Below are 26347 nucleotides of genomic sequence, written 5' to 3'. Positions count from 1 at the left end.
TATGGGTTAAGAACGGGTTGCGGCGAGCACTTGCGCGGCCTTTTCACGCGCCCACGCATCGATACCGCGAAGCTGTTCAAACGAATCGACCGTCTGCGCATCATGCGCATCCATACAGGATTCCACGATGCGATCGATATCGGTAAAACTGCAGCCATCATGCAGGAAGGCATCGACGGCGACCTCGTTGGCGGCATTGAGCACGCACGGCATGGTGCCGCCCGTCTTGCCCGCACGCTCGGCCAGCGCCAGGCAGCGGAACGTATCCATGTCGGCCGCATCAAAGGTAAGCTGACCCAACTCGCGGAAATCGATGCGCGGAGCCGGAGTATCCCAGCGCTCGGGATACGAGAAGGCAAACTGGATGGGAATGCGCATGTCAGATGCCCCGAGATGCGCCATCACGGAGCCGTCGGCAAACTCGACCATCGAATGGATCTTTGACTGGCGCTGAACGACCACGTTGATAAAGTCGAGGTCGCAACCGAACAAGTGCATCGCCTCGATACGCTCCAGGCCCTTGTTCATGAGGGTAGCCGAGTCAATCGTGATCTTGGCACCCATAGCCCACGTAGGGTGCGCCAGGGCATCGGCGCGCGTCACACGGTCGAGTTCCTCGCGCGAACGGCCAAAGAACGGACCGCCCGAACAGGTAAGCCAAATACAATGGGCCTCGCGCGGATTCTCACCCAGATAGCATTGGTAAATTGCAGAGTGCTCGGAATCGACCGGGATAAGCTGACCGGGCTGAGCCAACGGCATCAGCAGGTCACCGCCAACAACGAGCGACTCCTTATTGGCAAGGGCAAGGCGCTTATTCGAAATCAAGGCAGCATGGCTTGCCTCGAGACCGGCGGCGCCCACAATAGCGACAAGCACGCAGTCAACATCGTCGCGACGCGCGAGCTCGCAAACCGCTTGCGCACCAACGCCGAGCTCCGTTCCCTCGGGCAACTCCTGCAGCACGGCGTCATCGCCATGAGCGACATCGGCCACGGCAACCGCCGGAACCGAGAACTCGCGGGCAGCGGCAACGAGCTCGGAGGTGCTGGAATGAACGGAAAGCGCCGTCACCTGCAGACGATCGGCATGCTGACGGCAAACATCGAGCGCCTGGGTGCCGATAGAGCCCGTACAGCCCAGGATGGCAACACGGAGACGTCCATCGGAGCCATAGGTCGTCTGGAAGGACATTACAGCACGCCTCCGATCATCAGCATCAGCTGCGCGGTGATGCAGCCGAAGATAAGCGAGTCGCTACGATCGAGCATGCCGCCGTGGCCCGGGATAAGGTTACCGGAATCCTTGACGCCCACACCGCGCTTGATGCGCGACTCGATAAGGTCGCCGATAACGCCCAGGATGGACACAACCACGCCACAAAGCAGAGCATAGGGCAAGCTCAGCTTATAGAGATGCGTCACCCACAAAATGAGCCAGATGAGAACCGAGCCCAGAATGCCGCCGACAAAGCCCTCCCAGCTCTTTTTGGGAGAGATCTTGGGGACCATCTTGTGTTTGCCGATACGACTGCCCACGATGTAGGCAAACGAATCGGAGACCCAAAGGGACGCGCAAACACCCACTGAAAGCAGGGCGCCGGCAAAACCGGGCACGGCATCGCGCAGCAGCACAATAGCCGACAGCATAAAGCCTGTGTAGATGGGACCCATGAGCGTCACGGCCACATCAGAGATGCGGGTACGCGGCGACCAAACATACCAAATGCCCACCGCGAGCATCAGTGCAAAAAGCAGGGCGTTCAGCAAAAGCGAATCGCCAAGCGCCGATAACGGAAAGAGCACGGCGGCAATAATGCCCAGGTGCTCGTTGGCGACCTTGCCATCGAGCCTCGTCATACGGAAAAACTCAAAGCAGCAAAGCCCGCTCATGACAGAGACAAAAATAGCGGTGGGCACGATACCCAAAACCAGGCACAGGATAAAGACGACGGCATAGACGATACCGGCGGCGGCACGGGTAATAAAGCCCGCAAGCCACGAACCGGTGCCGCTCTTCGCTGCAGGCGCTCCCGCAGTGGCAGCTTTGCGCGCAGGCGTCTTGGGAGCAGATGCCTTGGGACGATCGGACACGATTAAGCCTCCTCGGTCTTGCTCAGTCCACCAAACCTACGGTCACGGCCCTGATAGGCCAAAATGGCGTCAACAAGGCCCCAACGATCAAAGTCAGGCCAATAGGTATCGGTGACATAGAACTCGGAATAAGCCACCTGCCACAGCAGATAGTTCGAAAGGCGAAGCTCACCAGAGGTGCGAATGACCAGCTCGGGATCGGGAAGACCGGCGGTGTACAGGTGCGAAGCAACCATATCATCGTCGATAGCAGCAGGGTCGATCTTGCCGGCGGCGGCATCGAGCGCAAGCTGACGGGCGGCGCGGGTAATCTCGGCACGAGCGCCGTAGTTGACGGCAAGCGCCAGCGTCATACCGGTGTGATCAGCGCACTCGGCAAGACCGCATTCAAAAACGTCGCGGGTCTTCTTGGGCAGCGCGGAAATATCACCCAAAAAGACAACACGGACGTTTTCGCGCTTCAGAAGCGGCAGCTCATCGATAAACGTCTTGGCAAACAGATGCATCAAGACGTTAACCTCATGCTGCGGGCGGTTCCAGTTTTCGGTTGAAAACGCATAGGCGGAAAGCACGTCGACGCCCAGACGCACGCAGGCGGTAATGATCTCACGAAGGGAGACGATACCCGCCTTGTGACCCTCGGTACGGGCAAGACCTCGCGCCGTAGCCCAGCGACCGTTGCCGTCCATGATGCACGAGATATGGCGCGGAATGTTATTGAGGTCAAGGTCGGAAAAACCGACGCCCGCAGGGGCGTCGGCAAAGTACTCGACCAGTTTGTTCTCGTCGTATTGCACCTTAGATCTCCATGACCTCGGCTTCTTTTTCCTTCAGAAGCTCCTCGACCTTGGCGACATACTCGTCGGTATGCTTCTGCACCTTGGCCTGCTCACGGCGGACGTCGTCCTCGGTGAGCTCCTCATCGCGCTCGAGCTTGTTGTTAAAGTCGCGACGGATGTTACGGATAGACACCTTGGCCTGCTCGGCGTACTCGCGGCACTCCTTGACGAGCTCGCGACGGCGCTCCTCGGTGGGAGCCGGGAACGGAAGACGAACAACGGTGCCATCGGAGTTGGGGGTAATACCCAGATCGGAAGCGCCGATGGCCTTGACGATGGCGTTGATAAGCGCCTTATCCCACGGCTCGATGAGCAGCATGTGGGCCTCGGGGGTCTTTACGGCGGCAACCTGCGTGACCGGCGTGGGAACACCGTAATAATCGACGGTGATGTCGGACAGAATGTTAGCGTTGGCTCGGCCGGTACGGACCTTGGAGAAGTTATGCTTGAGGGACTCGAGCGACTTGTCCATGTGGGCGGTGATGTTCTCTGCCATGCTTAATCCTCCTGATAGACGAGCGTGCCGACGGGCTCACCCGAAAGCGCGCGCTTGACGTTGTCCTCGCCATCGATGTTGAGGACCAAAATGGGCATACGGTTATCCTGGCACAGGGCCGTAGCCGTGGAATCCATAACCTGCAGGCCGCGGACGAGCACCTCGTGATAGGTGATCTTGTCAAAGCGGACAGCATCGGCGCACTTGACGGGATCCTTGTCGTAGATACCGTCGACCTTGGTGGCCTTAATCAGAATCTCCGCACCGATCTCGCAGGCGCGAAGGGCCGCGGCGGTGTCAGTCGTAAAGTACGGATTGCCCGAGCCGGCTGCGAAGATAACGACATTGCCCTTGGAGAGGTGATTGATGGCGCGACGACGAATATAGGGCTCGCAAATCTCGTTCATCTGGATGGCACTCATAACGCGGCAAGGAACATCGTTATGCTCGAAGGCATCCTGCAGGGCGAGCGCGTTCATAACGGTTGCAAGCATGCCCATGTAATCGGCCTGAGCACGCTCCATACCGCCGGCAGCTCCAGCCATGCCGCGGAAAATATTGCCGCCGCCGACAACGATGCCGACCTCATGGCCAACGGCGAGCAGCTCCTTGACCTGCTTGGCAAGATGGTCGGTAATCTTGGGGTCGATGCCATAGTGGCCATCGCCCATCAGTGCTTCGCCGGAAAGCTTCAGAAGCACGCGTTTATATCGGATGTCGGACAAAGCGATCCTCCTTTAATTTGACTCTCAATATGATATCAAAGGCTCTGCTTGGAGCCATGAAAAAGCAGGCTGTGAGTAAAACCCACAGCCTGCTCATTACCAGCTACAAGAGCTTATTTACTCGCCACGGACCAGACGGTCGAAGGCAACGACGGTAATGGTATCGCCGAGCTCCTTGGAGACCTGCTCAGCGTACTTCTTGATGGTGAGGGAGCTGTCCTTGATGAACTCCTGCTCGGTGAGCACGGACTGCTTGTAGAACTTCTCCAGACGGCCAACAGCCATCTTCTCCTGGATGGCCTCGGGCTTGCCGGACTCGGCAGCCTGAGCCATGTAAATCTGCTTCTCATGCTCGACGGTCTCGGCCGGAACCTGATCGCGGGTAGCGCAGATCGGAGCGACAGCGGCAACCTGAAGGGCAACGTCGTGGGCAAAGGTCTTGAAGGACTCAGCCTGAGCGGTCTCAGCCTTCTCGAAAGCAAACTCGACGAGGACGCCGATCTTACCACCCATATGGATGTAAGAAGCGAGAGCGCCGTTCTCGACCTTGCGGGCGGCGAAGCGAGAGATCTTCATGTTCTCGCCCATGATGTGAATCATCTCGGTGAGCTCGGAGGAAACGGTCTCCTCGCCCATCGGCTTCTCGAGCAGAGCGTCGACATCGGCCGGCTCGGTGGTGGCGACAACCTCGGCGACCTTGGAAGCAAAGCCGGTAAACTTGGCGTTGGAGCCGACGAAGTCGGTCTCGCAGGAGAGCTCGAGCAGAGCGCCGGTCTTGCCATCCTCGGAGACGAACGCGGCGACAGCGCCCTCGTTGGTCTCGCGGCCAGCCTTCTTGGCAGCCTTAGCGAGGCCGTTCTTACGCAGAACGTCAACAGCGGCGTCCATGTCACCGTCAGCCTCGACGAGAGCCTTCTTGCACTCCATCATCGGGGAGTCGGTCATCTCGCGGAGCTGCTTGACCATAGCGGCGGTAATCTGGGCCATTGTGGTTCCTTTCAAAGAGATGAAAAAGACTTAATTAGGACTGATTTACTCGGCCTTGGGCTCAGCGGCCATCTCGGCCTCGGAGATCTGCTCCTTGCCGGAGCCAGCGAGGCAAGCGTCGGCCATGAGCTCGCACATAAGGGTGACAGCGGAGATGGCGTCATCGTTGCAGGGGATGCCGTACTCGACCTCGTCGGGATCGGAGTTGGTATCGATCAGAGCGACGACAGGGATGTTCAGGCGCTGGGCCTCCTTGATGGCGTTCTCCTCGCGCTTGGTATCGATGACGAAGAGAGCCTGGGGCAGACCCTTCATGTCGCGGGCGCCACCGAGGTTGGTCTGGAGCTTAGCGAGCTCCTTACCCAGAACAGCCTGCTCCTTCTTGGGAAGAACAGCCATGCGGCCGTCCTCGACCATGGCCTCGAGCTCCTCCATGCGGTTGATGCGGGAGCGGATGGTGACGAAGTTGGTCAGCATGCCGCCGAGCCAACGCTGGTTGATGTAAGGCATGTTGGCGCGCTCAGCGGCGTTCTTGACGGCCTCCTGAGCCTGCTTCTTGGTGCCGACGAACAGCACGTTGCCACCCTTGGCAACGTTCTTGACGAAGGTGTAAGCCTGGTCGGCGTCAAGAATGGTCTGCTTGAGGTCGAGGATGTAGATGCCGTTGCGCTCACCGAAGATGAACGGCTTCATCTTGGGGTTCCAGCGACGGGTCTGGTGACCGAAGTGGCAGCCGGCCTCGAGCAGGGTGCGGATATTAATCTTGGTAGCCATGTTAAACCTCCTGTGGTTTGCCTCCGCGCGGGGTCATCCTCCAAAACCAACCCGGACATGTGCTACCAAAGCCCGGGCACCACGGTATGAAGTAGCCGCGCGTGCGTGATAAAAACCTGTTGCCGTGAAGCAACCTGATGAATGATAGCAGGATTAGATCTTTCTGCCAACCCGAAATCAAAACCACACACACGGAAGCGCGATCGATTGGATAGAACCCATCTCCTGCCTTATTCGCCGCGCGGAAGAGCTTGGGTAACGGCGCGTTTGAGCCGATCGGGCGTGAGATGCGTATAAATCTGCGTGGTGGACAAGCTTGCATGCCCCAGCAACTCCTGGACAGAGCGCAAGTCCGCTCCGCCCTCGAGCAAATCGGTCGCAAAAGTATGGCGCATCGCATGCGGGGCGATATCGGAAGGGATACCCGCAAGCGTCGCCAACATGTGAAACCGTCGCCTAAGCATGGCGGCGCTCATACGGTTGCCGCGTGCCGAGATAAACAGCGGATGCACACCGTTCGTACCGTCGCCACGCTTTGCCTGAGCAAGAAGCTCCGGTCTTCCTTCCTCAATATAGCGGCGGGTCGCATCGAGAGCACGCCGATACAGGGGCACGATACGCTCCTTGCTCCCCTTACCCCAAAGCCGCAGCGTTCGCTCGGACCAAGCAATGGACTCAACATTGAGTGCCGCAAGCTCAGAGATGCGAGCCCCAGATGCATAGAGCAATTCGAGCATCGCCGCATCACGCAGTCCCGCAGGCGTTGAAACGTCTGGCGCCTCAAGCAGTGCCTTAACCTGCTGGGTGGTCAGCACTCCGGGCAAATCGCGTGGAAGCTTGGGAGAGGCAATCGCAGAGACAGCGTCTCCATCGATAAGACCCTCGGCAGCCATCCATCGATAGAACGAACGAATGGCAGACAGGTGCGCCGCATTCGTCCTGGGCGCCACCTGCTCGCGCGACAGCTCCGCCAGATACATGCGAACGGTACGTACGTCCGCCGTACGTGCATCGATATCCCCACGCTCGCACCAAGCGGCAAAACGCTCCAGACGAGAGCCGTAGGCGATAACAGTGTTAGAAGAAAGCCCCTCGACGCGTGCAATATAGGCTATGAACGAGTCGACGGCACCGCACAGGTCAAAGGCTATGGCCGGTCGCCCCCAAACAGGTCGGAGCGCGATTCCAGATAGGAATCCAAGGCCTTAAGGGCGCGATCCGCATAGGCCTGATAGCGCTCACGTTTGCTGCGGCGTTTACCGTCCTCGAGGGGAGGCACCAGGCCAAAATTAACATGCATGGGCTGATATCCGACCGTAGCAGGATCGGTCGCATAGCCCACGAGCGCGCCGAGAGCGCCCACGCGCGGCAGCTCGACAGGAGCAACCTCGATAGCCTCGGCATAGGTATTGAGCGCAGCGAGGAGACCCGTCGCGACCGCTTCCATGTAACCCTCCGTACCGGTAATCTGTCCGGCAAGGCGCACGCCCGTGCCGGGCACGGCGAAGGTCCCATCGAGCACATGGGGAGCATCGACAAAGGTATTGCGATGCATGACGCCATAGCGGAAGAACTCGGCATTCTCCAGACCGGGAACCATATGAAAAACGCGCTTCTGCTCGCCGAAGGTCAGGTTGGTCTGAAAACCAACCAGGTTATAGGCGGTTTTCTCCTTGTTCTCGGCGCGCAGTTGAATCGCCGCCCAGGGACGGCGACCGGTGCGCGGGTCGGTGAGCCCGACGGGCTTCATAGCGCCAAAGCGGATGGCATCCTTGCCCGTGCGCGCAACCTCCTCGGCTGGCTGACAGGCCTGGAAGAGGTCCCCGCCCTCAAAGTCCTTGAGCACCACGCGATCGGCCGTGGTAAGCGCCTCGATAAAGGCCTCGTACTCCTCCTTGTTGAGCGGGGCATTGAGATAGTCGCCACTCCCCTGCTCCTCGTAGCGCGACTGCGAGAACAGCACATCCATATCGAGCGTCGAGGCATCGACAATCGGGGCCGCGGCGTCAAAGAACGCTAGGGAATCACCACCGACGAGCTTCATGACCTCCCCGCTCAACGCCGGTGAGCACAAGGGACCCGCGGCGATAACCACATGGCCCTCGGGAATCTGGGTGACCTCGCCGTGAACGACCTCGATATTGGAGCGGGCGTCAACCTCGGCCTCGACGAGCTCGGAGAATTTAACACGGTCGACCGCCAAGGCGCCACCAGCGGGAACGGCAGCGCGATGAGCGCAGTCGAGCAGCACCGAACCCATACGCTCGAGTTCGGCCTTCAACAGGCCGGCGGCGGAATCGGGTCGGGTCGACTTAAACGAATTGGAGCAGACGAGCTCCGCCAAGTGATCGGTATGGTGGGCAGGAGAGGTCACCAGCGGCCGCATCTCGCACAGCTTTACGGCAAACCCGCGATCTGCCAGCTGAATCGCGCATTCCGATCCCGCCAGACCGCCACCGATAACCGTCACTTGATCAAACAGCATCTGCAAACACCTTTCTAATTGACACGCTTTCCATTGTGACCGAAGGGCGTCTGAGCGTGAAGCGCAAACTTTGAGGGCGCATACCTTCCATCCATCATGCGCTCGATGAGTCCCTCGAGCTCGAGTGAGCCCAGGAGTTTGAGCACGCCGACGGCATCGAGGGAGACGAGCGCGGCAATGTCATCGACCTTGAGCGGCGAGGCAATGAGCGCGTGCATCACGGCCTGCTGCGTGGGGTCCAGATCGGCGATACCGGGCGCATCGGGACGCGAATAGCGCAGGGTGCCGTAAATTCGCGAGATGGCCATCTCAATAGACTCCTCGTCAACAATGCAGCAGGCCCCGTTGGCGATGAGGTAGTTGGTCCCACGCGACTCTGGTGACAAAATGGAGCCCGGTACCGCGAGCAGTTCGCGCCCCAGGTCCATGGCGGCCTCCGCTGTCGAGAACGTGCCCGAGGGCATGCCGGCCTCCGACACGAAGAGCGCCTGCGAAAGCGCGGCAATCACCCGGTTACGCCGCGGAAAGGCAAACTTGCGTGGCCCCATACCCCAAGGCGAGATGGACACGACCGCGCCGCCCGTATCGATCGTGCGCGCGATGAGCCCTGCACTCGAGCGCGGGTAAACCACGTCGGCGCCCGTACCCAACACCACGACGTGCCTGCCACCAGCGTTGACCGCAGCCCAACCCGAGGCCTGGTCGCAGCCGACCGCACCGCCCGAGACCACCGTCACCCCCGCCTCGACCGCAACTTTCGCGGCCAGCTCTGCCACGGCAAGGCCGTACGGCGAGGCCTTACGAGCGCCGATGATTGAGAGCGCGGGCGTCGACAGTGCGGCGGGGTCGCCACGCACATAAAGCGTCTGGGGTACATCGGAGAGCTCCAAAACGGTAGCTGGATACAACGCATCACCGGGATGCAGCTCAAAAGTCTCCTTGGGCATTACTGGTCCCTCCTCCCCTGGTACATCGCCGCCTCGAGCACGTGGTCTTGGGTTACCCGCTCACTTTCGGCAACATCGGCGATCGTGCGCGCGATACGCACCAAGCGCACGATGCCGCGCCCTGTGAGATGTGTGCGCCTCGACAGGCCGAGCACGCACTTTTCCGCTGCCCCATCGAGCGCAAAGGTCGACACGACGCCGTCGATGGAACGTGACTCATCGTCCTCGGCCTCGGCATCTGCATCGTCCAAACGGGACTCGCGCCAGGCACGAAATGCCCGACCCCGCACAACATAGTCACGTAGTTCAGCTGACGACATACCCTCGGCACCCTCGATAATTACCTGCGGATCGGGTCGGGTCACGTCAATCATAAGGTCAATACGATCGGCCAAGGGACCACGTAGCTTAGACCGATAGCGCTCAACCATCGAAGCCGAGCAGCGGCACGGTACCTCGCGATCGCCCAAAAAGCCGCAGGGACAGGGATTGCTCGCGGCAAGCAGCTGGAACCTCGAGGGAAACGTGAAAGCCCCATCGACGCGTACGATCTTGACGTAGCCGCGCTCTATGGGCTGACGGAGTGTCTGCAGCACGCTGTTGGGAAACTCGGCAAGCTCGTCTAAAAAGAGCACGCCGCCGTGCGCTAGGCTAATCTCGCCCGGGTGCACCGGCCGTCCGCCGCCAATAAGGCCCGCAGTCGAAATGCTGTGGTGGGGGCTACGGAACGGCCGGTGTCCCGCCAGCAAACCATCGATGTTCTCGCCCAAGACCGAATGGATGCACAGCGCCTCTTGCTGATCCTCGAGAGAAAGCTCGGGCAAGATACCCGTCATGCGGCGTGCGAGCATGGTCTTGCCCGAACCCGGCGAGCCAATCATAAGCAGGCCGAGCTCCCCCGCCGCCGCGAGCGCAATGCCGCGCTTGGCAACCTCCTGCCCCAGCACATCGGCATAATCAAGTTCTGGCTCAAACGACGCCTCGACACCCTCGGAATCCAGATAATGCCGAGCCGCCTCGCCCATACCGCGGGCGAGCTGAGACAGATGGTCGATAAAGCCACAGTCCACACCGGCAAGCGGTACATGTTGATCCGACCTTCCTGCGATAAAGGACAGGCCCATATCACGCGCCAACAACTGAAACGCAACCTCGCCTTTTACGGGCAGCACGCTACCATCCAGCCCGAGCTCACCGGCAATAAGGCAATGGTCTAGATGGTCGCGGGGAATCTGCCCATCGGCCGCCAGTACCGCAATGGCAATCGGCAGGTCAAAACCACTGCCCGTTTTACGGATGTCGCCCGGAGCCAAGTTGACGGTAATGCCCGCCCGTGGAATCTCAAATCCTGCCGAGCGCATTGCGCAGCGTATGCGGCCACGCGACTCCATCACCTCCATACTTGGAATGCCAAGCATTTGGATACCCGGAATACCGCCGGCAAGCGAGACCTCGACCGTGACGGGAATCGCCTCGACGCCACGAATGCATGCAGCGTGGACGGCAAAGGTGTCAAACGCCATCACGATACCTGCCAATCGAATGCGTTGTATTGATGCTCAATCTCCGCAATATGACCGCCGCGGATAGTAACGCCCACCGCGTCGAAGCGAATCGCCTTAAGAGGATAGTGATCCATAAGGTAACAACTCGCGATACGGCGGTAGCGACGCTGCTTCTGGGCGTCCACCGCCTCCTCGGGAAAGACCCGCGTGTTGCAATCTAGGGCGACGCGCCTTGTCTTGATCTCAGCCATCACCACGACATCATCAAGTTCATCAAGCAGTACCAGATCGGCCTCGCCCTCGGGACACCGGTAGCCCTGTTCCAAGAGGGCATAACCGCGCTCACGAAAGTAATCGATTGCAATAAGCTCGCCCAGCATGCCCAGTTCTCGAGGACTGAGGCCCTTAATGAACCCAGGCGTAATCGACGCGCAATCAATCTCCCCGTTCTCCCAAAGCTCTTTGAGCTGTTGCGTCTTGCTCTTTGCACTTGCGGCGCACATGGGGTCTCCTTTCCCGCGCACGATATTGACCCGATCATGAGGCCGCCTTTCTTGCGGGTAAGTACCAAAAGAAAACCAAAGTCCAACAAAAAACAAACAAAAAAGGGACCGCATGCAACAATTGCGTTGCATGCGGTCCCCACCAGCTGGTTTATAAAATCCCAGAAGTCCCTGTCTCCATATTTGCCTTAAAAAAGACGCTCCGTCTGCAAAAAATTTCCGCAGAAGCTCACACGATGCAACGGAGAAAGGCCATGTTTACGAATAGCCTCAATGTGCTCGGGGCTCGCATAGCCCTTTGACTCAGCAAGATGATATTCGGGATACTCGGCATCGTACTCGACCATCATCTCGTCACGCGTGACCTTGGCCATAATGGAAGCAGCGGCGATGCAGGCGATTTTGGCATCTCCCTTGATCACATCGCGCTCGTTAGGGACGGCGCCCAAAGGGTTGCCGTCCATAAGCACGCAATCGGGCTCGAGCCCCGTATCGGCCACCGCACCCGCGACGGCAGCGCGGATGGCGCGGGCCATGCCCATCTCATCAATGTCCGCAGGCGCGATATGGCAAAAACCAATGGCCGTAGCCACCTCGGCAATCTGCACCGAGAGCAGCTCACGACGGGCAGGCGTGAGCTTTTTGGAATCGTTAATGCCCCAAACGCGCGGCTCCATGGGAAGGCAGACAGCGCAGACCGTCAACGGGCCGGCGACAGAGCCGCGCCCCACCTCGTCAACACCAACGACCACGCCATCGCCGCCGAGCTCATGCATCAGCTCGTACATGCCGTTGACGCGCTCGCGCTCGGAAAGTTCCTTGGCATGGCGCTTAAGTGCGCGTTCGCAAGCCTTGATCACCTGCTGGCGCGGATCCTCGCGATAGTGCTCCACGAGGGCGGGAATCTCCTCGAACGTGGCACCCGCCAGCTCACCGGCAACCTGCGATGCCGAAATCGAGCTCGTCATATTGGCCATACCAGGCCCTCCTTGCATGGAAATCAGATAAAAAGAAGGGCCACCCGAAGGTGACCCTTGTGTCCAAACGAGTGGACAGACGCTGCGATCTTCTTAGCGCTTCTCGGGGATGCGAGCAGCCTTGCCCACCTTGTCGCGGAGGTAGTACAGCTTGGCGCGACGGACGCGACCATGACGGACGACCTCGAGCTTGGCGATCTTGGGGCTGTGAAGCGGGAAGGTACGCTCAACACCGACACCGAAGGAAATCTTGCGGACGGTGAAGGTCTCACGGGCACCGGCGCCGGCCATGCGGATAACGTCACCCTGGAAAACCTGGATGCGCTCGCGGTCGCCTTCCTTAATGCGGTAGTGAACCTTGACGTTGTCGGCAACGCGGACCTGCGGGATGTCCTCGCGGATCTGCTGACGCTCGATTGCGCGGATGTAATCCATGTGCAATTCCTTACTCTTCTAGAGGTGCCGTACCACCTTGGCCGGCACGTAGTTGAACAAACGTATTCGAGTATACACGCGCGGGTTTCTGCTGCAAGAACAATTTTTTTCGCAGACAAAAAGACAAAACCCGCACATGATAACCGCCCGCCTCACAAATGAGACGGGCGGCATGAAGGGGGCTACGCTAGGGGTCTATACACTAAACGCTAGGCGGAACGCTTGGCATCGAGCTTGGCCTGGGCGGCAGCCAGTCGTGCGAGGGGCACGCGATAGGGCGAGCAGGACACGTAGTCCACATCGGCCACGTTGAACAGGCCCTTGATGGACTTGGGGTCGCCACCGTGCTCGCCGCACACGCCAAAGTGCATATCGGGGTTGGCGGCGCGACCCTTCTCGACTGCCATACGCACCAGCTCGAGCACCGCCGCGTCGATGGTCTCGAAGGGATTATCCTTCAGGATCTTCTTGTGCATGTACAGCGGGATGAACTTGGCCTCGGCGTCGTCGCGCGAGAAGCCGAAGGTTGTCTGGGTGAGGTCGTTGGTGCCAAAGCAGAAGAAGTCGGCATGGTGGGCGATCTCGTCAGCGACCATGCAGGCGCGCGGCAGCTCGAGCATCGTGCCCACGGGAATATTGAGCTCGACGCCCTCCTCGGCGGATACCTCGGCGATCACGCGCTCGATGACCTCGCGGGTCTGGACATGCTCGGCTGTGATGGAAACGAGCGGGACCATGATCTCGGGGCGCGGGTCGACGCCCTCCTTGATAAGGCGGGCAGCAGCCGTGGCGACGGCGCGAACCTGCATGAGCGGCAGATCGCCAAAGACAACGGACAGGCGCACACCGCGCAAGCCGAGCATCGGGTTGGACTCAACCATGCCGTCGATTCGACGCAGGCGGGCACGCAGGGTGGCAAGCTCTTCCTCGCCGGCGCCGGCGGCTTCCTTCTTGGTGATGGCGACCTCGAGCTCGCGAGGATTATCCAGGAACTCATGCAGCGGCGGATCGAGCAGGCGAACGACCACATCGCGACCGGACATGGTCTTAAACATCGCCAGAAAGTCCTCGGTCTGAACCTTGAGCAGGTCGGCCAGGGCCTGCTGCTTCACGGCCTCGTCGTCGGACAGGATAAAGCTCTGGATAATGTTCTTGCGGTCGCCCAGGAACATGTGCTCGGTGCGGCACAGGCCGATGGCCTCGGCGCCAAACTCGAGTGCGAGCGCGGCATCCTCGGGGTTGTCGGCGTTGACGCGCACGTGGTTGGCGTGACCGTCGGTCTCGTCCAGGCGGATCTCGTCTGCCCAGGACAGAATGGTGTCCAGATCGCCGGTGAGCTCGGCGGAGACCAGATCGACGGCGCCGTCTACGACGATACCCTGGGTGCCGTCGATGGAGATGATGTCGCCCTCGTGAAGCACACGGTCGCTGCCCTCGATGCGCACGATCTTCTCGGTGGCGTCAATATGGAAGCGCTCAACGCCGCAGACGCAGGGCGTACCCATACCGCGGGCGATAACGGCGGCATGGCTCGTCTTGCCGCCGTGGCTGGTAAGGATGCCCTCGGCAGCGACCATGCCCTTCAAGTCGTCGGGGTTGGTCTCCCAGCGGACCAGAATGACCTTATGGCCCTCGTTGGCGCGCGCGACGGCATCGTCGCTCGAGAACACGACCTCGCCTACGGCGGCGCCGGGGCTGGCGTTAAGGCCGCAGGCCAGGGCCTCGTACTTCTTGGAGGAGTCGAACTGCGGATGCAGAAGCTGGTCGAGCTGCGCGGGATCGATGCGACTCACGGCCTCCTCGCGGGTGATGAGACCCTCCTCGACCATCTCGATGGCGATGCGCAGCGCGGCGGTTGCGGTACGCTTGCCCACGCGGGTCTGAAGCATCCACAGTTTACCCTGCTCGATGGTGAATTCGATATCGCACATATCGCGGTAATGATCCTCGAGCGTCAGGAAAACGCGCTCGAGCTCCTCACCAGCGGACTCGAGGCCCGGGGTGGTCTTGAGGTCGGCGATGGGCTCAGTGTTGCGGATGCCGGCGACGACGTCCTCACCCTGGGCGTTAACCAAAAAGTCACCGTAGAACTCCTTGGTGCCATCGGCCGGATTGCGCGTAAAGGCGACGCCGGTCGCAGAGGTCTCGCCTTTGTTGCCAAAAGCCATGGCCTGGACGTTGACGGCGGTACCGAGCTCGTCGGAAATGCCATGCTGTTTGCGGTAGATGCAGGCGCGCTCGTTCATCCAGCTGCCAAAGACGGCCTGGATGGCAAGGCGCAGCTGGAGCTCCGGATCGTGCGGGAAGACGGGCTTGCCGTCGACAACCTCGAGCTCGGGATACAGGGCAGCCTCGACGTTCTCGGAGAAGATGCCCTTGAAGGTCTCGACGAGCTCCTGCAGGTCCTCGGCCGAAAGCTCGGAATCGACGCGAACGCCGGCGACCAAGCGAGCCTGGGTCAGGGCGTTCTCAAACAAGTCGGCATCGACACCCATAACGACGTTGGAGAACATCTGGATAAAGCGGCGGTAGCTATCCCAGGCAAAACGCGGGTTTTGCGTCTGGGCAATGAGGCCCAGAACGGACTCGTCGTTAAGGCCCAAGTTGAGGACCGTGTCCATCATGCCGGGCATGGAGAACGGAGCACCCGAGCGAACCGACACGAGCAGCGGGTCGGATGCGTCACCAAGCTTCTTGCCGCAGCGGGCCTCGAGATCGGCCTCGGCGGCAACGATCTCATCGAGTGCGCCTTCGGGCCACACGTTGCCGGCACCGGAGTACTCGACACAGGTTTGGCAGGTAATGGTAAAGCCACCGGGAACCGGCAGGCCGATGCGGCTCATCTCGGCAAGATTTGCACCCTTGCCGCCAAGCACGAAGTTCATGGACTTGTCGCCCTCAGTGACACAGGTGCCCTGGGCGTCGGTTCCAAAACGGTAAACCCTCTTGCAATCGCTCACGATACTCCCCTTCCATGCGCTGTCGCGCACGACCGTGGTAACGAATCGACCCGCCGGATGCGAGCCGTGAGGGTACTATACGGCGGGTATTGGAAGTGCTTGCGTAGAGGGTGCGAGGTTTGGTAAACGTGGTAAAACTGACGGTAAACGGTAGATAAAGGTGGTTACCTTATGAAGATACCAGTGTACGAGACTTGCAGGTTAACTGAAAGAACTTTGCTAAATCGCTTTACCATTATCATGCATTATTTTTGGGAGTCTTTTTAGGACGGGGCTTTTTTAGCTACCCCGTCGGCAATCGGCCAAGAAGCTCGCGGCCTCAGCCGGGGTAGCTAAAAAAGCCCCGTCCCAAATTAGCTACTTTTGTTGGGCTCGGCGAGCGGCACGACGGGCTCGAGCTTCTTGGATTTCCTCCAAATGACCGATGATCTCGGATGCACTCTCCTCAATCGCCTTACCGTCGGTACGCACCACAAAGCAGCCTAGGCGCTTCATGAGGGCACGGGCTTCCTCAAGCTCGCTGCGCACACTCTCGGGCTCGGCATAGGAGCCGGCGACGGCGCGGGCGTAGTCATCGCCCAAGCGGCTGTCGCGAATCTCAGAAATTACGTCAACGGTCGAAATCAGGCCGAACAGGCGCATCGGGTCGACCTCGTAAATCGACTTCGGCGGCTCCATGCCGTGCGCCAGCGGAACGTTTGCGACCTTGTAACCCTGATAGGCCAAATACATCGACAGCGGCGTTTTGGACGTACGCGACACGCCCAGCAGCACGATATCGGCCCCCGAAAGGTCGTCGCAACCGCGTCCATCATCGTGCTCAACGAAATACTCCATAGCCTCAATGCGGTGGAAATAGCGGTCATCCGTTTTATGAATAACGCCCGCAACGCCCTTGGGCGGCACACCGATGAGCGACGAGAGCACGGCAAGGGTCGGACCGATCAGGTCGACAGAGCGAATATGCAGCATACCCAGGTAATCGAGCACGCGGGCGCGAAGCGCCGGATCGACGATAGTGTGGAACACGGCGATATCACGATGGTCCGCATCGACGCGCGGGCCCACAAACGACTTGACCTGCTCCACCGAGTTCACTTTGGGCAAGCGCAAGAGACGAAAAGCCCCTTCATCAAATTGCCCGGACGCCGCAAGCACCACCTCACAAGCGGTATCACCGAGCGAGTCGGAGATAACGATAACGGTGGGACGAGCGGTGACCGGGCAATCCATGCGGGGCTCCTTTTGCGCTTATGCGCAGGCTGGCTTACTTTTTGCGGGCAAGCTCACCGATGTTGGCGATGCCAGAGAAAACGGCCTCGAAGCGGTTGAGCAGCTTAAGGCGATTATCGCGGAGCTGCTCGTCCTTGTCCATGACCATAACCTCGTCGAAGAAGCGGTCGATGGGGGCACGCAGGGCGGCAAGGGCGGCAAATGCGGCCGGGTAATCCTCGGCAGCAAGGGCGCCATCGACAGCGATCTGAGCAGCCTCGGAGGCATCGGCGAGCGCGAGCTCGGCCTCACCCATCAGACTGCGATCGTACTCCATACCCAGCTCGGGCTTGGAGATGTGCGCGGCGCGGGCATAGGCAGTAGCCAGGTTGTCGAAGGTCTCGGCATCGTTCTTACGAGCCTCGTCGAGCGCGGCGCAGCGGGCGAAGAAGACGGACGGAGCGATGATGTGCACCGCGGAGACGGCGGCGACGGTATCCGCCGGAATCTTCTCGTCGCGGGCCATGCTCACCAGACGGCCGTGGAAGAATTCACGGACCTGCTGGGCGACCTCGGCGGCGTCGAACTCGATGCCCTGCTCGCTATAGAGCTCAAGGGCAAAGTCGATGAGCGTCGTGGGGTCGATCGGCAGACGATCGCGCAGGATGTTGATAATGCCGATAGCGGCGCGACGCAGCGCGTACGGGTCGGAAGAGCCGGTCGGGGGCTCACCGATGGCAAAGATACCGGCAATGGTATCGAGCTTGTCGGCACAGGCCACGATGCAGCCAGCGGTGCCCTCGGGCAGCTCATCGCCGGCAAAGCGGGGACGATAGTGATCGCGAATGGCGTGGGCGACCTCGTCGTTCTCCCCCATCGCAGTTGCGTAATAGCCACCCATCACGCCCTGCTGGCTCGTGAACTCGACGACGGCGTTGGAAACCAGGTCGGCCTTGCACAGGTGCGCGGCGCGAGCGGCATCGGCAGCGAGGTGGGCGCCCAGATGGGCCTCGCGGGCAATAGCGAGCGCGAGCTGCTCAATGCGCTCGGACTTGGCGAGCACGCTGCCGAGCTTCTCCTGGAAGGCAACCTTGGCCAGACGCTCACGGAACTCGTCGAGGGAGATCTTCAGGTCCTCCTCGTAGAAGAACTTGGCGTCGTCCAGACGGGCGCGCACGACGCGCTCGTTGCCGTCGATCACACGCTCGGCATTCTCGGGCTTGCTGTTGGAGACGACCACGAACTCACGCGTGAGCTTGCCCTCGCCGTCATAGATCGGGAAGTAGCGCTGGTTGGTGAGCATGGACTCGCAGATGATCTCGTGCGGGACCTTGAGGAACTCCTCGTCGAAGATACCGACGAGCACCGTCGGCCACTCGCAGAGGTTAATGACCTCCTCGAAGACCTTCTTGGGCGTATCGACATGGCAGCCAGGGCGAGCGGCCTCGACCTCGGCAATACCGGCAAGGATGGCCTCACGACGACGCTCGGCAGAGAGCACGCCGGCGTCCTCGAGCACCTGCTCGTAGACGGCGGGGCTGGCGACAACATGGTCACCGGCGCCCAGCACGCGATGTCCGCGCGTGGTATTGCCGCTCGTCACATCGGCAAACGTCACGGGCACAACGTCCTCGCCCAGAAGGCAGCAGATCCAACGGACCGGACGCACAAACGTAGCGTGCTCGTGGCCCCAGCGCTGGCTGCGGTAGTTGGGCCACTGCAGGCCTGCGATCGTCTTCTCGCACAGGGCCGTCAGAATAGGGGTAGCCGGCACGGAGGGAATGTTCTTCTCGGCGAATACGTACTCGCGACCGTCGGTATCCTCACGACGGATCAGGTCCTCGGCAGCCACACCGCACTTGCGGGCGAAGCCCTGGGCGGCCTTGGTGGCGTTGCCGTCGGCATCGAAGGCAATGTTTGCCGCAGGGCCGCGCTTGACCTCGTGGACCTCATCGGTCGCGGTGGCGACGTTGGTCACGAGCGCAGCCAGACGACGCGGGCTCGAGATCACGCGGACCTCGCCATGGGCCAGGCCGGCCTCGTCGAGGCCCTTGGCGATCATATCGCCAAGCTGCTTGACGGCATTGTTCAGCGGTGCGGAGGGCATTTCCTCCGTACCGATCTCAAACAGGAAATCCTTAGCGTCTGCCATGGCTTACGCCACCTCGCCTTCCTGGTCGGCATTCTCGTTAACTCCGGCGACCTCGGCCATATAGGCCTCGCAGCACGCCTTGGCGACGGCGCGGACGCGCAGGATGTAGTTGGCACGCTCGACTGCGGACAGGGCGCCGCGGGCATCGAGCAGGTTGAAGGCATGGCTGCACTTCATGACGCAGTCATATGCGGGCAGCGGCAGCTTGCGCTCCAGACAGGAGTGGCACTCGGACTCGTAGTCGTCAAACTTCTGACGCATCATCTCGACGTTAGCGACCTCAAAATTGTAGGCGCTAAACTCGCGCTCGTTCTCCAGGAACACGTCACCGTAGGTCATGGGCGTGCCGTCGGGCAAATAGCTCCACACCAGGTCGTAGACGGAGTTGACGCCCTGGGCGTACATGGCGATGCGCTCCAGGCCATAGGTGATCTCGACGGGCACGGGGTCGACCTCGATGCCGCCCACCTGCTGGAAGTACGTAAACTGCGTGACCTCCATGCCATTGAGCCAGACCTCCCAGCCAAGGCCCCAGGCGCCGAGCGTCGGGCTCTCCCAGTCGTCCTCGACAAAACGAACGTCATGGTCGTTGGGGTCCAGGCCAATGGCGGCAAGAGACCCCAGGTAAAGCTCCTGGGCGTTGACCGGCGAGGGCTTGATGAGCACCTGGAACTGATAGTAGTGCTGCATGCGGTTGGGGTTCTCGCCGTAGCGACCGTCGGCGGGACGGCGGCAGGGCTGCGCATAGCAGGTGCGCCACTCGGCGGGACCGAGCGAGCGCAGCGTGGTCGCGGTATGGAAGGTACCGGCACCGACCTCGGAGTCGTAGGGCTGCATAATGACGCAGCCCTGCTCGCCCCAGTACTGCTGGAGGCGCAGGATGATGTCTTGGAAGGAAAGCGATGAAGCGTTCATGCCTCTAATATCCCCTCGTCGAAACGATTACACGGTTAGGTACTGTACTATAGCGGTTTTTAGTCGATAGCGCCCAGACGGTTGAGCGGCCAGTAACGCACGAGCGCCACGGCGATCAGGTCCGAACGGTCGACCGGGCCAAAGTAGCGTGAGTCGGCTGAGTTCTCGCGGTTGTCGCCCATCACCCACACGCACCCGTCAGGGACGATGTAGGGATAGCTCACCTGAGCACCAGGCGCCTGGACCGACAGTGGCCAGCTCATGCCCGTCGTATAGTCCTCGTCGAGCGCTTGGCCGTCAACGACCACCTTGCCGTCCTGCAGGTTGACCGTCTGGCCGGCCGTAGCGATGACCCGCTTGACGAGCACATCGTGCTCAGAGGTGCCATCGGGGTTGTGGAACACCACAATATCGCCCTGTTTGACAGGCTGGCCGAGCTCAAGCGTCACCTTTTGCGCCAGGATCTGGTCGCCAATCTCAATCGTGGACTCCATGGAACCGGTGGGCACCACAAAGGGCTCGACCACAAACGAGCGAATCAAGAAGGTGGCGACGAGCGCAATCGCGACGACCACGACCCACTCAAACGCACCCTTTAGTATGGAATGCTGCGACGGAACCATTCTCACTCCTCGCTCTGCGAATACGAAGCGTCCAAAATCTCCTGCGCGTACGCACGCTCCTGGGGCGTAAGCCGCGCCGTCTCGATCAGATCGGGACGCCAGCGACAGGTGCGCTCGATGGCGTTCTTGCGGCGCCAGGCGTCAACCTTGGCGTGGTCACCACTTACAAGCACGGGAGGCACGCCCTCGCCGTTAAACTCGGCAGGACGGGTGTACTGCGCGTACTCGAGCAGCCCACCGTCCTCGGCGGTCGAGAATGATTCGTCAACGTTGCTCATCTCATCTCCCAGAGCACCGGGGATCAGACGCACGACGGCGTCAGCAACGACCATAGCAGGCAGCTCGCCGCCCGTGAGCACATAGTCGCCGATCGACAGGCGCTCGTCGGCATAGGCATACGCGCGCTCATCGACACCCTCGTAACGGCTGCACACAAACAACAGGCGCTCGCTTTGGAGCAGGCGCTCGGCTACATGCTGCGTAAAAGGCTCACCGCAGGGCGTAAAGAACACCACGGTGGGCTTGGGGCCCTCAGAGCTAATGGCCTCGATGGCCTCGGCAATAGGCTCGACCTTCATGAGCATGCCCTGACCGCCGCCGTACGGCTCGTCATCGACGGTACGATGGCGATCGTGCGTCCAGTCGCGCAGGTTATACGCCTTAAAATCAAAAAGGCCGGCCTTGCGGGCACGGCCCAAAATCGATGTGGACATGACAGGCTCAAACATCTCGGGAAAGACCGAAAGGGTCTCGATCAGCATGTTGTCCTCCCTACTTGTCCATATCGATCAAGCCGTCCATAACGTGGACGGATATTGCTCCCCTATCGGGAAGATCGAGCACAACTTGCTCGATCACGGGAATCAGCACCTCGCCATACCGATCACCCTCGACAACCCAAACGTCGTTGGCGGGCGTCGACATAATCTCAACGATCGTTCCGAGCGACCCAAAGCGCTCGTCAACCACCTCACGACCCATAAGGTCGGTATAGGCGGCATCGAGTGAATCGAGCTCAAAGTCATCACGGTTCGCCAGAACGAAACAACCCGTGATGCCCTCGGCGGCCGTCAAGTCGTCAATGCCCTCAAACGAAACCAGATCGCCATCGCCCGTATCGGTAACGGATGTAACCGTGCAAAAGCGGTCACGCTTGAGCGCCGGTGGCGTCAGGGCGACACGCATACCCGGCTCCAATACAGAAGGAAGCCCCCGCAGCGGCTGCGCGAGGACCTCCCCCTTCCTTCCATGCGGCTTAACCACACGGGCGATGTTTTTGTACTGGGACCTCAAGGTCCTAGCCCAGAACCTCTACCTCGACGGAAGTGTCGAGGCGAGCGGCCAGTGCACGGGCGAGCGTGCGAATGGCCTTGATGGTACGGCCGCGACGGCCAATGACCTTAGCTACGTCATCCTCGGCAACCGAAACCTCAATAGTTGAGGCATCGTCACCATCGATAACTTCCAGGCTCACGGAATCCGGGTCGTCGACGATCTGAACAACGAGATATTCGACGAGATCGGCGATGCGATCTGAGAGCATTGCCTCACCCTCGAGCTGTGCAGCGTCAACCTCAGGCACGATTTACTCCTCGGCGCCCTCAGCGGCCTCAGCGGCCTCAGCGGCAGCCTTAGCGGCCTCGGCCTCTTTGGCGAGCTGCTTCTTGGACTTCTTGACGACGGTCTCGGTCTTCTCGCCCTCGTTGGCGGCCTTGACCAGGGCAGCGACAGCGTCGGTGAGCTGAGCGCCCTTGGACTGCCAGTCAGCAATCTTCTCGAGATCGAGGTTGATGGTCTTGGGGGCGGTCATCGGATTGTAGCGGCCAACCTCCTCGATGATACGACCGTCACGCGGGGCGCGGGAATCGGCGACGACGACACGGTAGTACGGACGCTTCTTAGCGCCGTGACGAGCAAGGCGAATCTTGACTGCCAAAGGAAACTCCTCCAACCAAGCAGCTTTAGGCTGCAACTACAAACAAACAGTTGAACATAATACGCCATCGACGCGGGCAGGTGAAGTCCGTGAGACCAACTTCTTCGGTGTAGTCGAAGGCAAATCCATATCTTAGACAAGAATTCGGGATTTGCAAGCACATCCACGCACCCCACATGAGCTGCGCGGTATACTCATGCCATGAAAAGATGCGAACATACATACGGTTATGAGGATACTGCGGGCGTCACGCCGCCGCCCTGGACGGGTCCGGCGGTGGGTCTGATGGATCTCGATGCGTTTTTTGCGAGTGTGGAGATGCTCGATCATCCCGAGTGGCGCGGCAAGCCGCTTATCGTGGGCGGAGACGCCGAATCGCGCGGCGTCGTCTCCACCTGCTCATACGAGGCACGCCGCTTTGGCGTGCACTCCGCCATGCCCTCGGCCGAGGCGCGCCGCCTATGTCCGCAGGCCATTTGGACACACGGGCATTTCGATCGCTACCACGAGGTCAGCGCACAGGTCATGAATATTCTTGCCGACGAGACACCACGCGTTGAGCGCGTGTCCATCGACGAGGCCTTTATCGACATCACGCCGGGCCGCTTTGCGCCCGAGGACCCACTGCTCGTCGTACGACGCATCAGCGATCGCGTGGCGGCACTGGGGGTGACCTGCTCCATCGGCGTCGGTTGCAACAAAACGGTAGCCAAGATTGCAAGCGAGCGAGACAAGCCGTTTGGGCTTACGGTCGTACGCCCGGGAACTGAGCAGCGTTTTCTGGCACCGTTACCTGTTTCTGCCATGAGCGGTATCGGGCGCTCGGCCGAGGAGCGGCTGCGCCGCATGCGGATTTACACGCTGGGCGAGCTGTCGCGCGCACCGGAATCCACACTGTCTGCGATTTTTGGCGTTAACGGCGAGCGCATGCGCCAGCGTGCGTTGGGGCTCGAGGTTTCCGAAGTCACGAGCCTCGATGAAGAGCGTGAGGTCAAGTCGGTAAGCAATGAGCGCACCTTTGCGAAAGATTTGACCGAGCGCGGGGACATCGAAGCGGCAATTGCACTATTGGGCGAATCCGTCGGACGTCGCCTGCGCCGCCAGGGACTTACCGGCGCCACGGTGACGCTCAAACTTAAGTACTCGTACGGCAGCGGTCGCTCGGCACAGCGACGACTCCCCCATCCCACCGACGACGAGAACATCTTTGTGGCGGTAGCGATCGAATTGCTCGACAACATCTGGCAGGAAGGAATGCATGTACGCCTTGCCGGCATAGGCATGAGTGACTTCAATCATCAAGGCGGCATACAGACCGACCTGTTTTGCGAAGTCGACGACCGCGGAGCCCAATCCAGCGACCGCCGTGACCTCTCCGTCGCCATCGACGCAGTCCGAGACAAGTTCGGCGACACCGCCCTATCCTTCGGCCGCCAATCACGCTTCTCCTCCCACTAAGTAGCTAATTTGGGACGGGGCTTTTTTAGCTACTTTAGATTGTCAGGGTAGTACGGGGTAGCTAATTTGGGACGGGGCTTTTTTAGCTAATTTGGGACGGGGCTTTTTAGCTACCCTTCAGCTGGCAGCGAATCACCCGGGGCCGGAATAAAACTCAACCGATTTGTAGGGTTAGCTAAAATAGCCCCGTCCCAAATTAGCTACCCAACCCATACCTGACGCGGTCGCAACACAGACCTCGTCCAAAATGAGCTATTTTTTGACTTTGACCTTTTGTATGGTGCAGTGTCCAATGCCCGTAAGACGGACGATCTGTTTAATCGAAAAGCCCTCGCTCTTCAAAGTACGAATGCAGGCATCGCGCGCCCCCTTTGGCAAAGCCTTAAGGTGATGAGGCTCGTACGGCTTAAGAAGCGCCTGCGCAAACTCCAGCGCATCTGTGTCGCTCACATGAGCGCCGTCACGGAAGCAATAGCGATTGGGCTCACCCGAGGTGCTGAAGGCAAAAAATCTCTGAGAGTCACCGAGCAACCCAAGAACGCAATCCGTTTTGCAGATACCCGGATATCCCATATACTCGCGAAAGCTGCTCCATCGATACAGCGAAGCGGTCCCAATCCTCGCCTTCGCGGGATTGTCGTGAATGTATCTCACGCAGTTGAGCAGCTGATCATCATCGAGGATCGGCACACTCTTAAATCGATCCTGGAAAACAGGCCCCTTCCTGCCTGTCTTTGAGTTGAAATACATGGCATACGCCGTCGTAATCGAATGCATGCAATCGCTCAGATGAACATGCTCGTCGTCAAGCAGAAGATGAATATGGTTATCCATAAGGCACCACGCGATGACATCCACTTTAAACTTCTGGCATTTCGAAGCAATCAGCCGAATCAGATAGAGCCGATCTTCGTCATCCTCAAATATGAGTTGGTCGGCACATCCCTTTTGGACGACATGGTAAAAACCATATACAGAGATTTCTCGCGCAGTCCGAGTCATACGCATCCCCTCCTCTACAGATAACAATTACGTTACCCGAGCCAGAGTAGAAAAAAACGTACTGGGAGCTATAAATCGCGATGTTCGGCGAACGGTAGGTAGTAGCTAAAAAAGCCCCGTCCCAAATTAGCTACTTTTGGGCAAAAAGAAAGCCGGGCGGCCGCGGAAAAACGCGACTGCCCGGCGAAATACTTGAGGGTAGCTAAAAAAGCCCCGTCCCAAATGAGCTACTAGAGGAGGTCCAGGGAGAGCTGGGGAGCGTCGCCCCAGAGCTTTTCGAGGCGGTAGAACTCACGCGCCTCGGGAGTGAAGACGTGGACGACAACCGAACCGTAGTCCATGAGCATCCAGGTCTTCTGCTCGCGGCCCTCAATGGAAAACGGGTGCTCGCCGCAAGCCTCGGCGACTTTCTCCTCAATCTCGTCGACGATGGAATCAACCTGGCGGTTGTTGGTGCCGGTAGCAAGGACAAAGTAGTCGCACACATCGGAAAGCTCAGTCAGGTCGAGCACCTGAACGTCCTCGCCTTTCTTGTCGTAGGCGGCCTGCGCGGCAGCGCGGGCGACATCCTCGGCGGCGACACCGCTGGCGGAGAGCGTCGCGGCGGTGCGGTCGGACGTGGCAACGAAGCTCTTGTGCTCCACACCTTCAAGAATCTGCTCGTCAGTCATGGTCTCATCGGCCATGGAATACCTCTTTCTAGACGCACCCGAACTAGCGCAGCTGGGCGTAATGGTTGTAAATCGTAATAGCCGTGGGATAAAGATAGCGCCCGGACTGGATCACATAGACCAGACCCTGCGCAAAACAGGAGAAGAACAACTCGTCGAGCGAGGACTTCCCCACCATCTTGCGCAGCGCATGGGCATAATCGCCGTGGCGGTTGGGTTCGATGGCATCGGCCACAAAGACCACCATATCGAACGGCGTCATGTCGCAAGCGCCCACGGTGTGACGGTCGACAGCCTGAAAGACCGCCGGCGACAGCTCGGGAAAAAGCTGCGGAAGCTCATAGGCGGCAACCGGGCCATGCAAAAGCGGCGTCGCGGCAGACGGAGAGCCGGCAATCTTAATGCCATAATGCAGAGCGCGCGTGACCAGCTCGTCGTCGGAGAGCACTTTGTCCCAGTCATGGATCAGGCCGGCGGCAGCAGCATCAAAGCGGTCGACGCCGTATACCTCGGCTAGGTGCAGCGCCGTCTCGGCAACCCCGAGCGAATGCACGTAACGCTTACGCTTATCCTTCATGCGCACATCGAGCAACTCGTGGATACGCGTCAAGAGCGCGCGCTCGTCGCCCTCAAACTGATCTTCTACCGACAA

Annotated in this window: 27 protein-coding genes; 1 reads left to right on the top strand and 26 read right to left on the bottom strand. The window is 60.0% G+C overall.

All coding sequences use genetic code 11. The features are described from left to right. Nucleotides 1-6: 6 nt before the first annotated feature. From dxr to rpsP, 23 genes are all read right to left on the bottom strand, one after another. Nucleotides 7-1194 carry a 1-deoxy-D-xylulose-5-phosphate reductoisomerase gene (gene dxr / locus ACTQXO_RS00340; RefSeq protein ID WP_441545353.1) on the bottom strand — a complete coding sequence of 396 codons (1188 nt, stop codon included), beginning with the start codon at nucleotides 1192-1194 and terminating at the stop codon, nucleotides 7-9. Then, the gene (locus ACTQXO_RS00335; RefSeq protein WP_370450594.1) at nucleotides 1194-2093 is read right to left on the bottom strand and encodes a phosphatidate cytidylyltransferase; all 900 of its coding nucleotides are present in this window, start codon (nucleotides 2091-2093) and stop codon (nucleotides 1194-1196) included. Before ACTQXO_RS00335 ends, dxr begins: the two co-directional genes overlap by 1 nt. Nucleotides 2094-2095: 2 nt before the next feature. Then, nucleotides 2096-2890, bottom strand: a complete 795-nt coding sequence (locus ACTQXO_RS00330) for an isoprenyl transferase (protein WP_441041581.1) — start codon at nucleotides 2888-2890, stop codon at nucleotides 2096-2098. Between the two features lies 1 nt (nucleotide 2891). Further along, on the bottom strand, nucleotides 2892-3428 hold the full coding sequence (frr, locus tag ACTQXO_RS00325) for a ribosome recycling factor (protein ID WP_006236112.1): 537 nt from the start codon (nucleotides 3426-3428) through the stop codon (nucleotides 2892-2894). 2 nt (nucleotides 3429-3430) lie between these two features. Next, nucleotides 3431-4153: a UMP kinase gene (gene pyrH, locus ACTQXO_RS00320; RefSeq protein WP_154516255.1), complete on the bottom strand. Its 723-nt coding sequence runs from the start codon at nucleotides 4151-4153 to the stop codon at nucleotides 3431-3433. A gap of 117 nt (nucleotides 4154-4270) precedes the next feature. Then, complete coding sequence (tsf, locus tag ACTQXO_RS00315) at nucleotides 4271-5140, bottom strand: translation elongation factor Ts (protein ID WP_409064982.1); 870 nt, start codon at nucleotides 5138-5140, stop codon at nucleotides 4271-4273. A gap of 45 nt (nucleotides 5141-5185) precedes the next feature. Beyond that, a complete protein-coding gene (gene rpsB, locus ACTQXO_RS00310; protein ID WP_441015511.1) occupies nucleotides 5186-5914 on the bottom strand; it encodes a 30S ribosomal protein S2 in 729 nt (242 codons plus the stop codon). A gap of 230 nt (nucleotides 5915-6144) precedes the next feature. After that, nucleotides 6145-7053: a tyrosine recombinase gene (locus ACTQXO_RS00305; RefSeq protein WP_441038642.1), complete on the bottom strand. Its 909-nt coding sequence runs from the start codon at nucleotides 7051-7053 to the stop codon at nucleotides 6145-6147. An 8-nt stretch (nucleotides 7054-7061) separates the two neighbouring features. Then, on the bottom strand, nucleotides 7062-8399 hold the full coding sequence (gene trmFO, locus ACTQXO_RS00300) for a methylenetetrahydrofolate--tRNA-(uracil(54)-C(5))-methyltransferase (FADH(2)-oxidizing) TrmFO (RefSeq protein WP_441031089.1): 1338 nt from the start codon (nucleotides 8397-8399) through the stop codon (nucleotides 7062-7064). A gap of 14 nt (nucleotides 8400-8413) precedes the next feature. Continuing rightward, the gene (locus ACTQXO_RS00295) at nucleotides 8414-9346 is read right to left on the bottom strand and encodes a DNA-processing protein DprA (protein ID WP_427717562.1); all 933 of its coding nucleotides are present in this window, start codon (nucleotides 9344-9346) and stop codon (nucleotides 8414-8416) included. Beyond that, nucleotides 9346-10869, bottom strand: a complete 1524-nt coding sequence (locus ACTQXO_RS00290; RefSeq protein ID WP_427717565.1) for a YifB family Mg chelatase-like AAA ATPase — start codon at nucleotides 10867-10869, stop codon at nucleotides 9346-9348. The genes ACTQXO_RS00295 and ACTQXO_RS00290 overlap by 1 nt, the downstream gene beginning before the upstream one ends. Then, nucleotides 10869-11354, bottom strand: a complete 486-nt coding sequence (locus ACTQXO_RS00285; RefSeq protein WP_441031093.1) for a YraN family protein — start codon at nucleotides 11352-11354, stop codon at nucleotides 10869-10871. Before ACTQXO_RS00285 ends, ACTQXO_RS00290 begins: the two co-directional genes overlap by 1 nt. 188 nt (nucleotides 11355-11542) lie before the next feature. Further along, entirely contained in the window at nucleotides 11543-12331 is a 789-nt protein-coding gene (locus tag ACTQXO_RS00280; protein ID WP_441031096.1) for a ribonuclease HII, read from the bottom strand. Between the two features lie 93 nt (nucleotides 12332-12424). Beyond that, nucleotides 12425-12766 carry a 50S ribosomal protein L19 gene (rplS, locus tag ACTQXO_RS00275; protein ID WP_117583231.1) on the bottom strand — a complete coding sequence of 114 codons (342 nt, stop codon included), beginning with the start codon at nucleotides 12764-12766 and terminating at the stop codon, nucleotides 12425-12427. Between the two features lie 209 nt (nucleotides 12767-12975). Continuing rightward, the gene (gene ppdK / locus ACTQXO_RS00270) at nucleotides 12976-15726 is read right to left on the bottom strand and encodes a pyruvate, phosphate dikinase (protein ID WP_441031100.1); all 2751 of its coding nucleotides are present in this window, start codon (nucleotides 15724-15726) and stop codon (nucleotides 12976-12978) included. 357 nt (nucleotides 15727-16083) lie between these two features. After that, nucleotides 16084-16959 carry a pyruvate, water dikinase regulatory protein gene (locus ACTQXO_RS00265; RefSeq protein ID WP_154516238.1) on the bottom strand — a complete coding sequence of 292 codons (876 nt, stop codon included), beginning with the start codon at nucleotides 16957-16959 and terminating at the stop codon, nucleotides 16084-16086. 34 nt (nucleotides 16960-16993) lie between these two features. After that, complete coding sequence (gene glyS, locus ACTQXO_RS00260) at nucleotides 16994-19090, bottom strand: glycine--tRNA ligase subunit beta (RefSeq protein WP_441038629.1); 2097 nt, start codon at nucleotides 19088-19090, stop codon at nucleotides 16994-16996. A 3-nt stretch (nucleotides 19091-19093) separates the two neighbouring features. After that, nucleotides 19094-20005 carry a glycine--tRNA ligase subunit alpha gene (locus tag ACTQXO_RS00255; protein ID WP_441015527.1) on the bottom strand — a complete coding sequence of 304 codons (912 nt, stop codon included), beginning with the start codon at nucleotides 20003-20005 and terminating at the stop codon, nucleotides 19094-19096. A gap of 59 nt (nucleotides 20006-20064) precedes the next feature. Continuing rightward, the gene (gene lepB, locus ACTQXO_RS00250) at nucleotides 20065-20628 is read right to left on the bottom strand and encodes a signal peptidase I (protein WP_441545352.1); all 564 of its coding nucleotides are present in this window, start codon (nucleotides 20626-20628) and stop codon (nucleotides 20065-20067) included. Nucleotides 20629-20630: 2 nt separating this feature from the next. Continuing rightward, complete coding sequence (trmD, locus tag ACTQXO_RS00245; RefSeq protein WP_154516229.1) at nucleotides 20631-21389, bottom strand: tRNA (guanosine(37)-N1)-methyltransferase TrmD; 759 nt, start codon at nucleotides 21387-21389, stop codon at nucleotides 20631-20633. Nucleotides 21390-21399: 10 nt separating this feature from the next. After that, nucleotides 21400-21891: a ribosome maturation factor RimM gene (gene rimM / locus ACTQXO_RS00240; RefSeq protein WP_427717603.1), complete on the bottom strand. Its 492-nt coding sequence runs from the start codon at nucleotides 21889-21891 to the stop codon at nucleotides 21400-21402. 34 nt (nucleotides 21892-21925) lie between these two features. Next, a complete protein-coding gene (locus ACTQXO_RS00235; protein ID WP_154516529.1) occupies nucleotides 21926-22171 on the bottom strand; it encodes a KH domain-containing protein in 246 nt (81 codons plus the stop codon). A gap of 42 nt (nucleotides 22172-22213) precedes the next feature. Continuing rightward, nucleotides 22214-22564 (bottom strand): 30S ribosomal protein S16, encoded by a 351-nt coding sequence (gene rpsP / locus ACTQXO_RS00230; RefSeq protein WP_427717582.1) that lies wholly within the window; start codon nucleotides 22562-22564, stop codon nucleotides 22214-22216. Nucleotides 22565-22765: 201 nt separating this feature from the next. On the opposite strand from rpsP, the gene dinB reads away from it, so the two are divergent. Beyond that, on the top strand, nucleotides 22766-24022 hold the full coding sequence (dinB, locus tag ACTQXO_RS00225; protein WP_427717584.1) for a DNA polymerase IV: 1257 nt from the start codon (nucleotides 22766-22768) through the stop codon (nucleotides 24020-24022). 252 nt (nucleotides 24023-24274) lie between these two features. On the opposite strand, the gene ACTQXO_RS00220 is transcribed toward dinB, so the two are convergent. The 3 genes from ACTQXO_RS00220 to yqeK all read right to left on the bottom strand — a co-directional run bounded on the left by ACTQXO_RS00220 (nucleotide 24275) and on the right by yqeK (nucleotide 26272). Beyond that, nucleotides 24275-25024, bottom strand: a complete 750-nt coding sequence (locus ACTQXO_RS00220; protein WP_195838550.1) for a transposase — start codon at nucleotides 25022-25024, stop codon at nucleotides 24275-24277. 230 nt (nucleotides 25025-25254) lie between these two features. Continuing rightward, nucleotides 25255-25710: a ribosome silencing factor gene (gene rsfS / locus ACTQXO_RS00215; RefSeq protein ID WP_409064967.1), complete on the bottom strand. Its 456-nt coding sequence runs from the start codon at nucleotides 25708-25710 to the stop codon at nucleotides 25255-25257. A gap of 28 nt (nucleotides 25711-25738) precedes the next feature. Continuing rightward, entirely contained in the window at nucleotides 25739-26272 is a 534-nt protein-coding gene (gene yqeK, locus ACTQXO_RS00210; RefSeq protein ID WP_441031248.1) for a bis(5'-nucleosyl)-tetraphosphatase (symmetrical) YqeK, read from the bottom strand. Nucleotides 26273-26347 lie beyond the last annotated feature (75 nt).

The sequence above is a fragment of the Collinsella sp. LCP19S3_D5 genome, assembly GCF_052121415.1.
GTDB lineage: Bacteria > Actinomycetota > Coriobacteriia > Coriobacteriales > Coriobacteriaceae > Collinsella.
Note: the sequence above shows the minus strand (reverse complement) of the source record. Positions and strands in the feature narration are given on the sequence as shown.

What these genes read in the sequence shown, in the direction of transcription:
- glyS (WP_441038629.1), bottom strand. Translation starts at nt 19,090, where the DNA reads ATGGCAGACGCTAAGGATTTCCTGTTTGAGATCGGTACGGAGGAAATG.
- frr (WP_006236112.1), bottom strand. Translation starts at nt 3,428, where the DNA reads ATGGCAGAGAACATCACCGCCCACATGGACAAGTCGCTCGAGTCCCTC.
- ACTQXO_RS00285 (WP_441031093.1), bottom strand. Translation starts at nt 11,354, where the DNA reads ATGTGCGCCGCAAGTGCAAAGAGCAAGACGCAACAGCTCAAAGAGCTT.
- tsf (WP_409064982.1), bottom strand. Translation starts at nt 5,140, where the DNA reads ATGGCCCAGATTACCGCCGCTATGGTCAAGCAGCTCCGCGAGATGACC.
- ACTQXO_RS00290 (WP_427717565.1), bottom strand. Translation starts at nt 10,869, where the DNA reads ATGGCGTTTGACACCTTTGCCGTCCACGCTGCATGCATTCGTGGCGTC.
- rplS (WP_117583231.1), bottom strand. Translation starts at nt 12,766, where the DNA reads ATGGATTACATCCGCGCAATCGAGCGTCAGCAGATCCGCGAGGACATC.
- rsfS (WP_409064967.1), bottom strand. Translation starts at nt 25,710, where the DNA reads ATGGCCGATGAGACCATGACTGACGAGCAGATTCTTGAAGGTGTGGAG.
- dinB (WP_427717584.1), top strand. Translation starts at nt 22,766, where the DNA reads ATGAAAAGATGCGAACATACATACGGTTATGAGGATACTGCGGGCGTC.
- ACTQXO_RS00280 (WP_441031096.1), bottom strand. Translation starts at nt 12,331, where the DNA reads ATGGCCAATATGACGAGCTCGATTTCGGCATCGCAGGTTGCCGGTGAG.
- lepB (WP_441545352.1), bottom strand. Translation starts at nt 20,628, where the DNA reads ATGGTTCCGTCGCAGCATTCCATACTAAAGGGTGCGTTTGAGTGGGTC.
- ACTQXO_RS00220 (WP_195838550.1), bottom strand. Translation starts at nt 25,024, where the DNA reads ATGACTCGGACTGCGCGAGAAATCTCTGTATATGGTTTTTACCATGTC.
- trmD (WP_154516229.1), bottom strand. Translation starts at nt 21,389, where the DNA reads ATGCTGATCGAGACCCTTTCGGTCTTTCCCGAGATGTTTGAGCCTGTC.
- ACTQXO_RS00255 (WP_441015527.1), bottom strand. Translation starts at nt 20,005, where the DNA reads ATGAACGCTTCATCGCTTTCCTTCCAAGACATCATCCTGCGCCTCCAG.
- ACTQXO_RS00295 (WP_427717562.1), bottom strand. Translation starts at nt 9,346, where the DNA reads ATGCCCAAGGAGACTTTTGAGCTGCATCCCGGTGATGCGTTGTATCCA.
- yqeK (WP_441031248.1), bottom strand. Translation starts at nt 26,272, where the DNA reads ATGAAGGATAAGCGTAAGCGTTACGTGCATTCGCTCGGGGTTGCCGAG.
- trmFO (WP_441031089.1), bottom strand. Translation starts at nt 8,399, where the DNA reads ATGCTGTTTGATCAAGTGACGGTTATCGGTGGCGGTCTGGCGGGATCG.
- dxr (WP_441545353.1), bottom strand. Translation starts at nt 1,194, where the DNA reads ATGTCCTTCCAGACGACCTATGGCTCCGATGGACGTCTCCGTGTTGCC.
- rpsB (WP_441015511.1), bottom strand. Translation starts at nt 5,914, where the DNA reads ATGGCTACCAAGATTAATATCCGCACCCTGCTCGAGGCCGGCTGCCAC.
- ACTQXO_RS00235 (WP_154516529.1), bottom strand. Translation starts at nt 22,171, where the DNA reads ATGCTCTCAGATCGCATCGCCGATCTCGTCGAATATCTCGTTGTTCAG.
- ACTQXO_RS00265 (WP_154516238.1), bottom strand. Translation starts at nt 16,959, where the DNA reads ATGGATTGCCCGGTCACCGCTCGTCCCACCGTTATCGTTATCTCCGAC.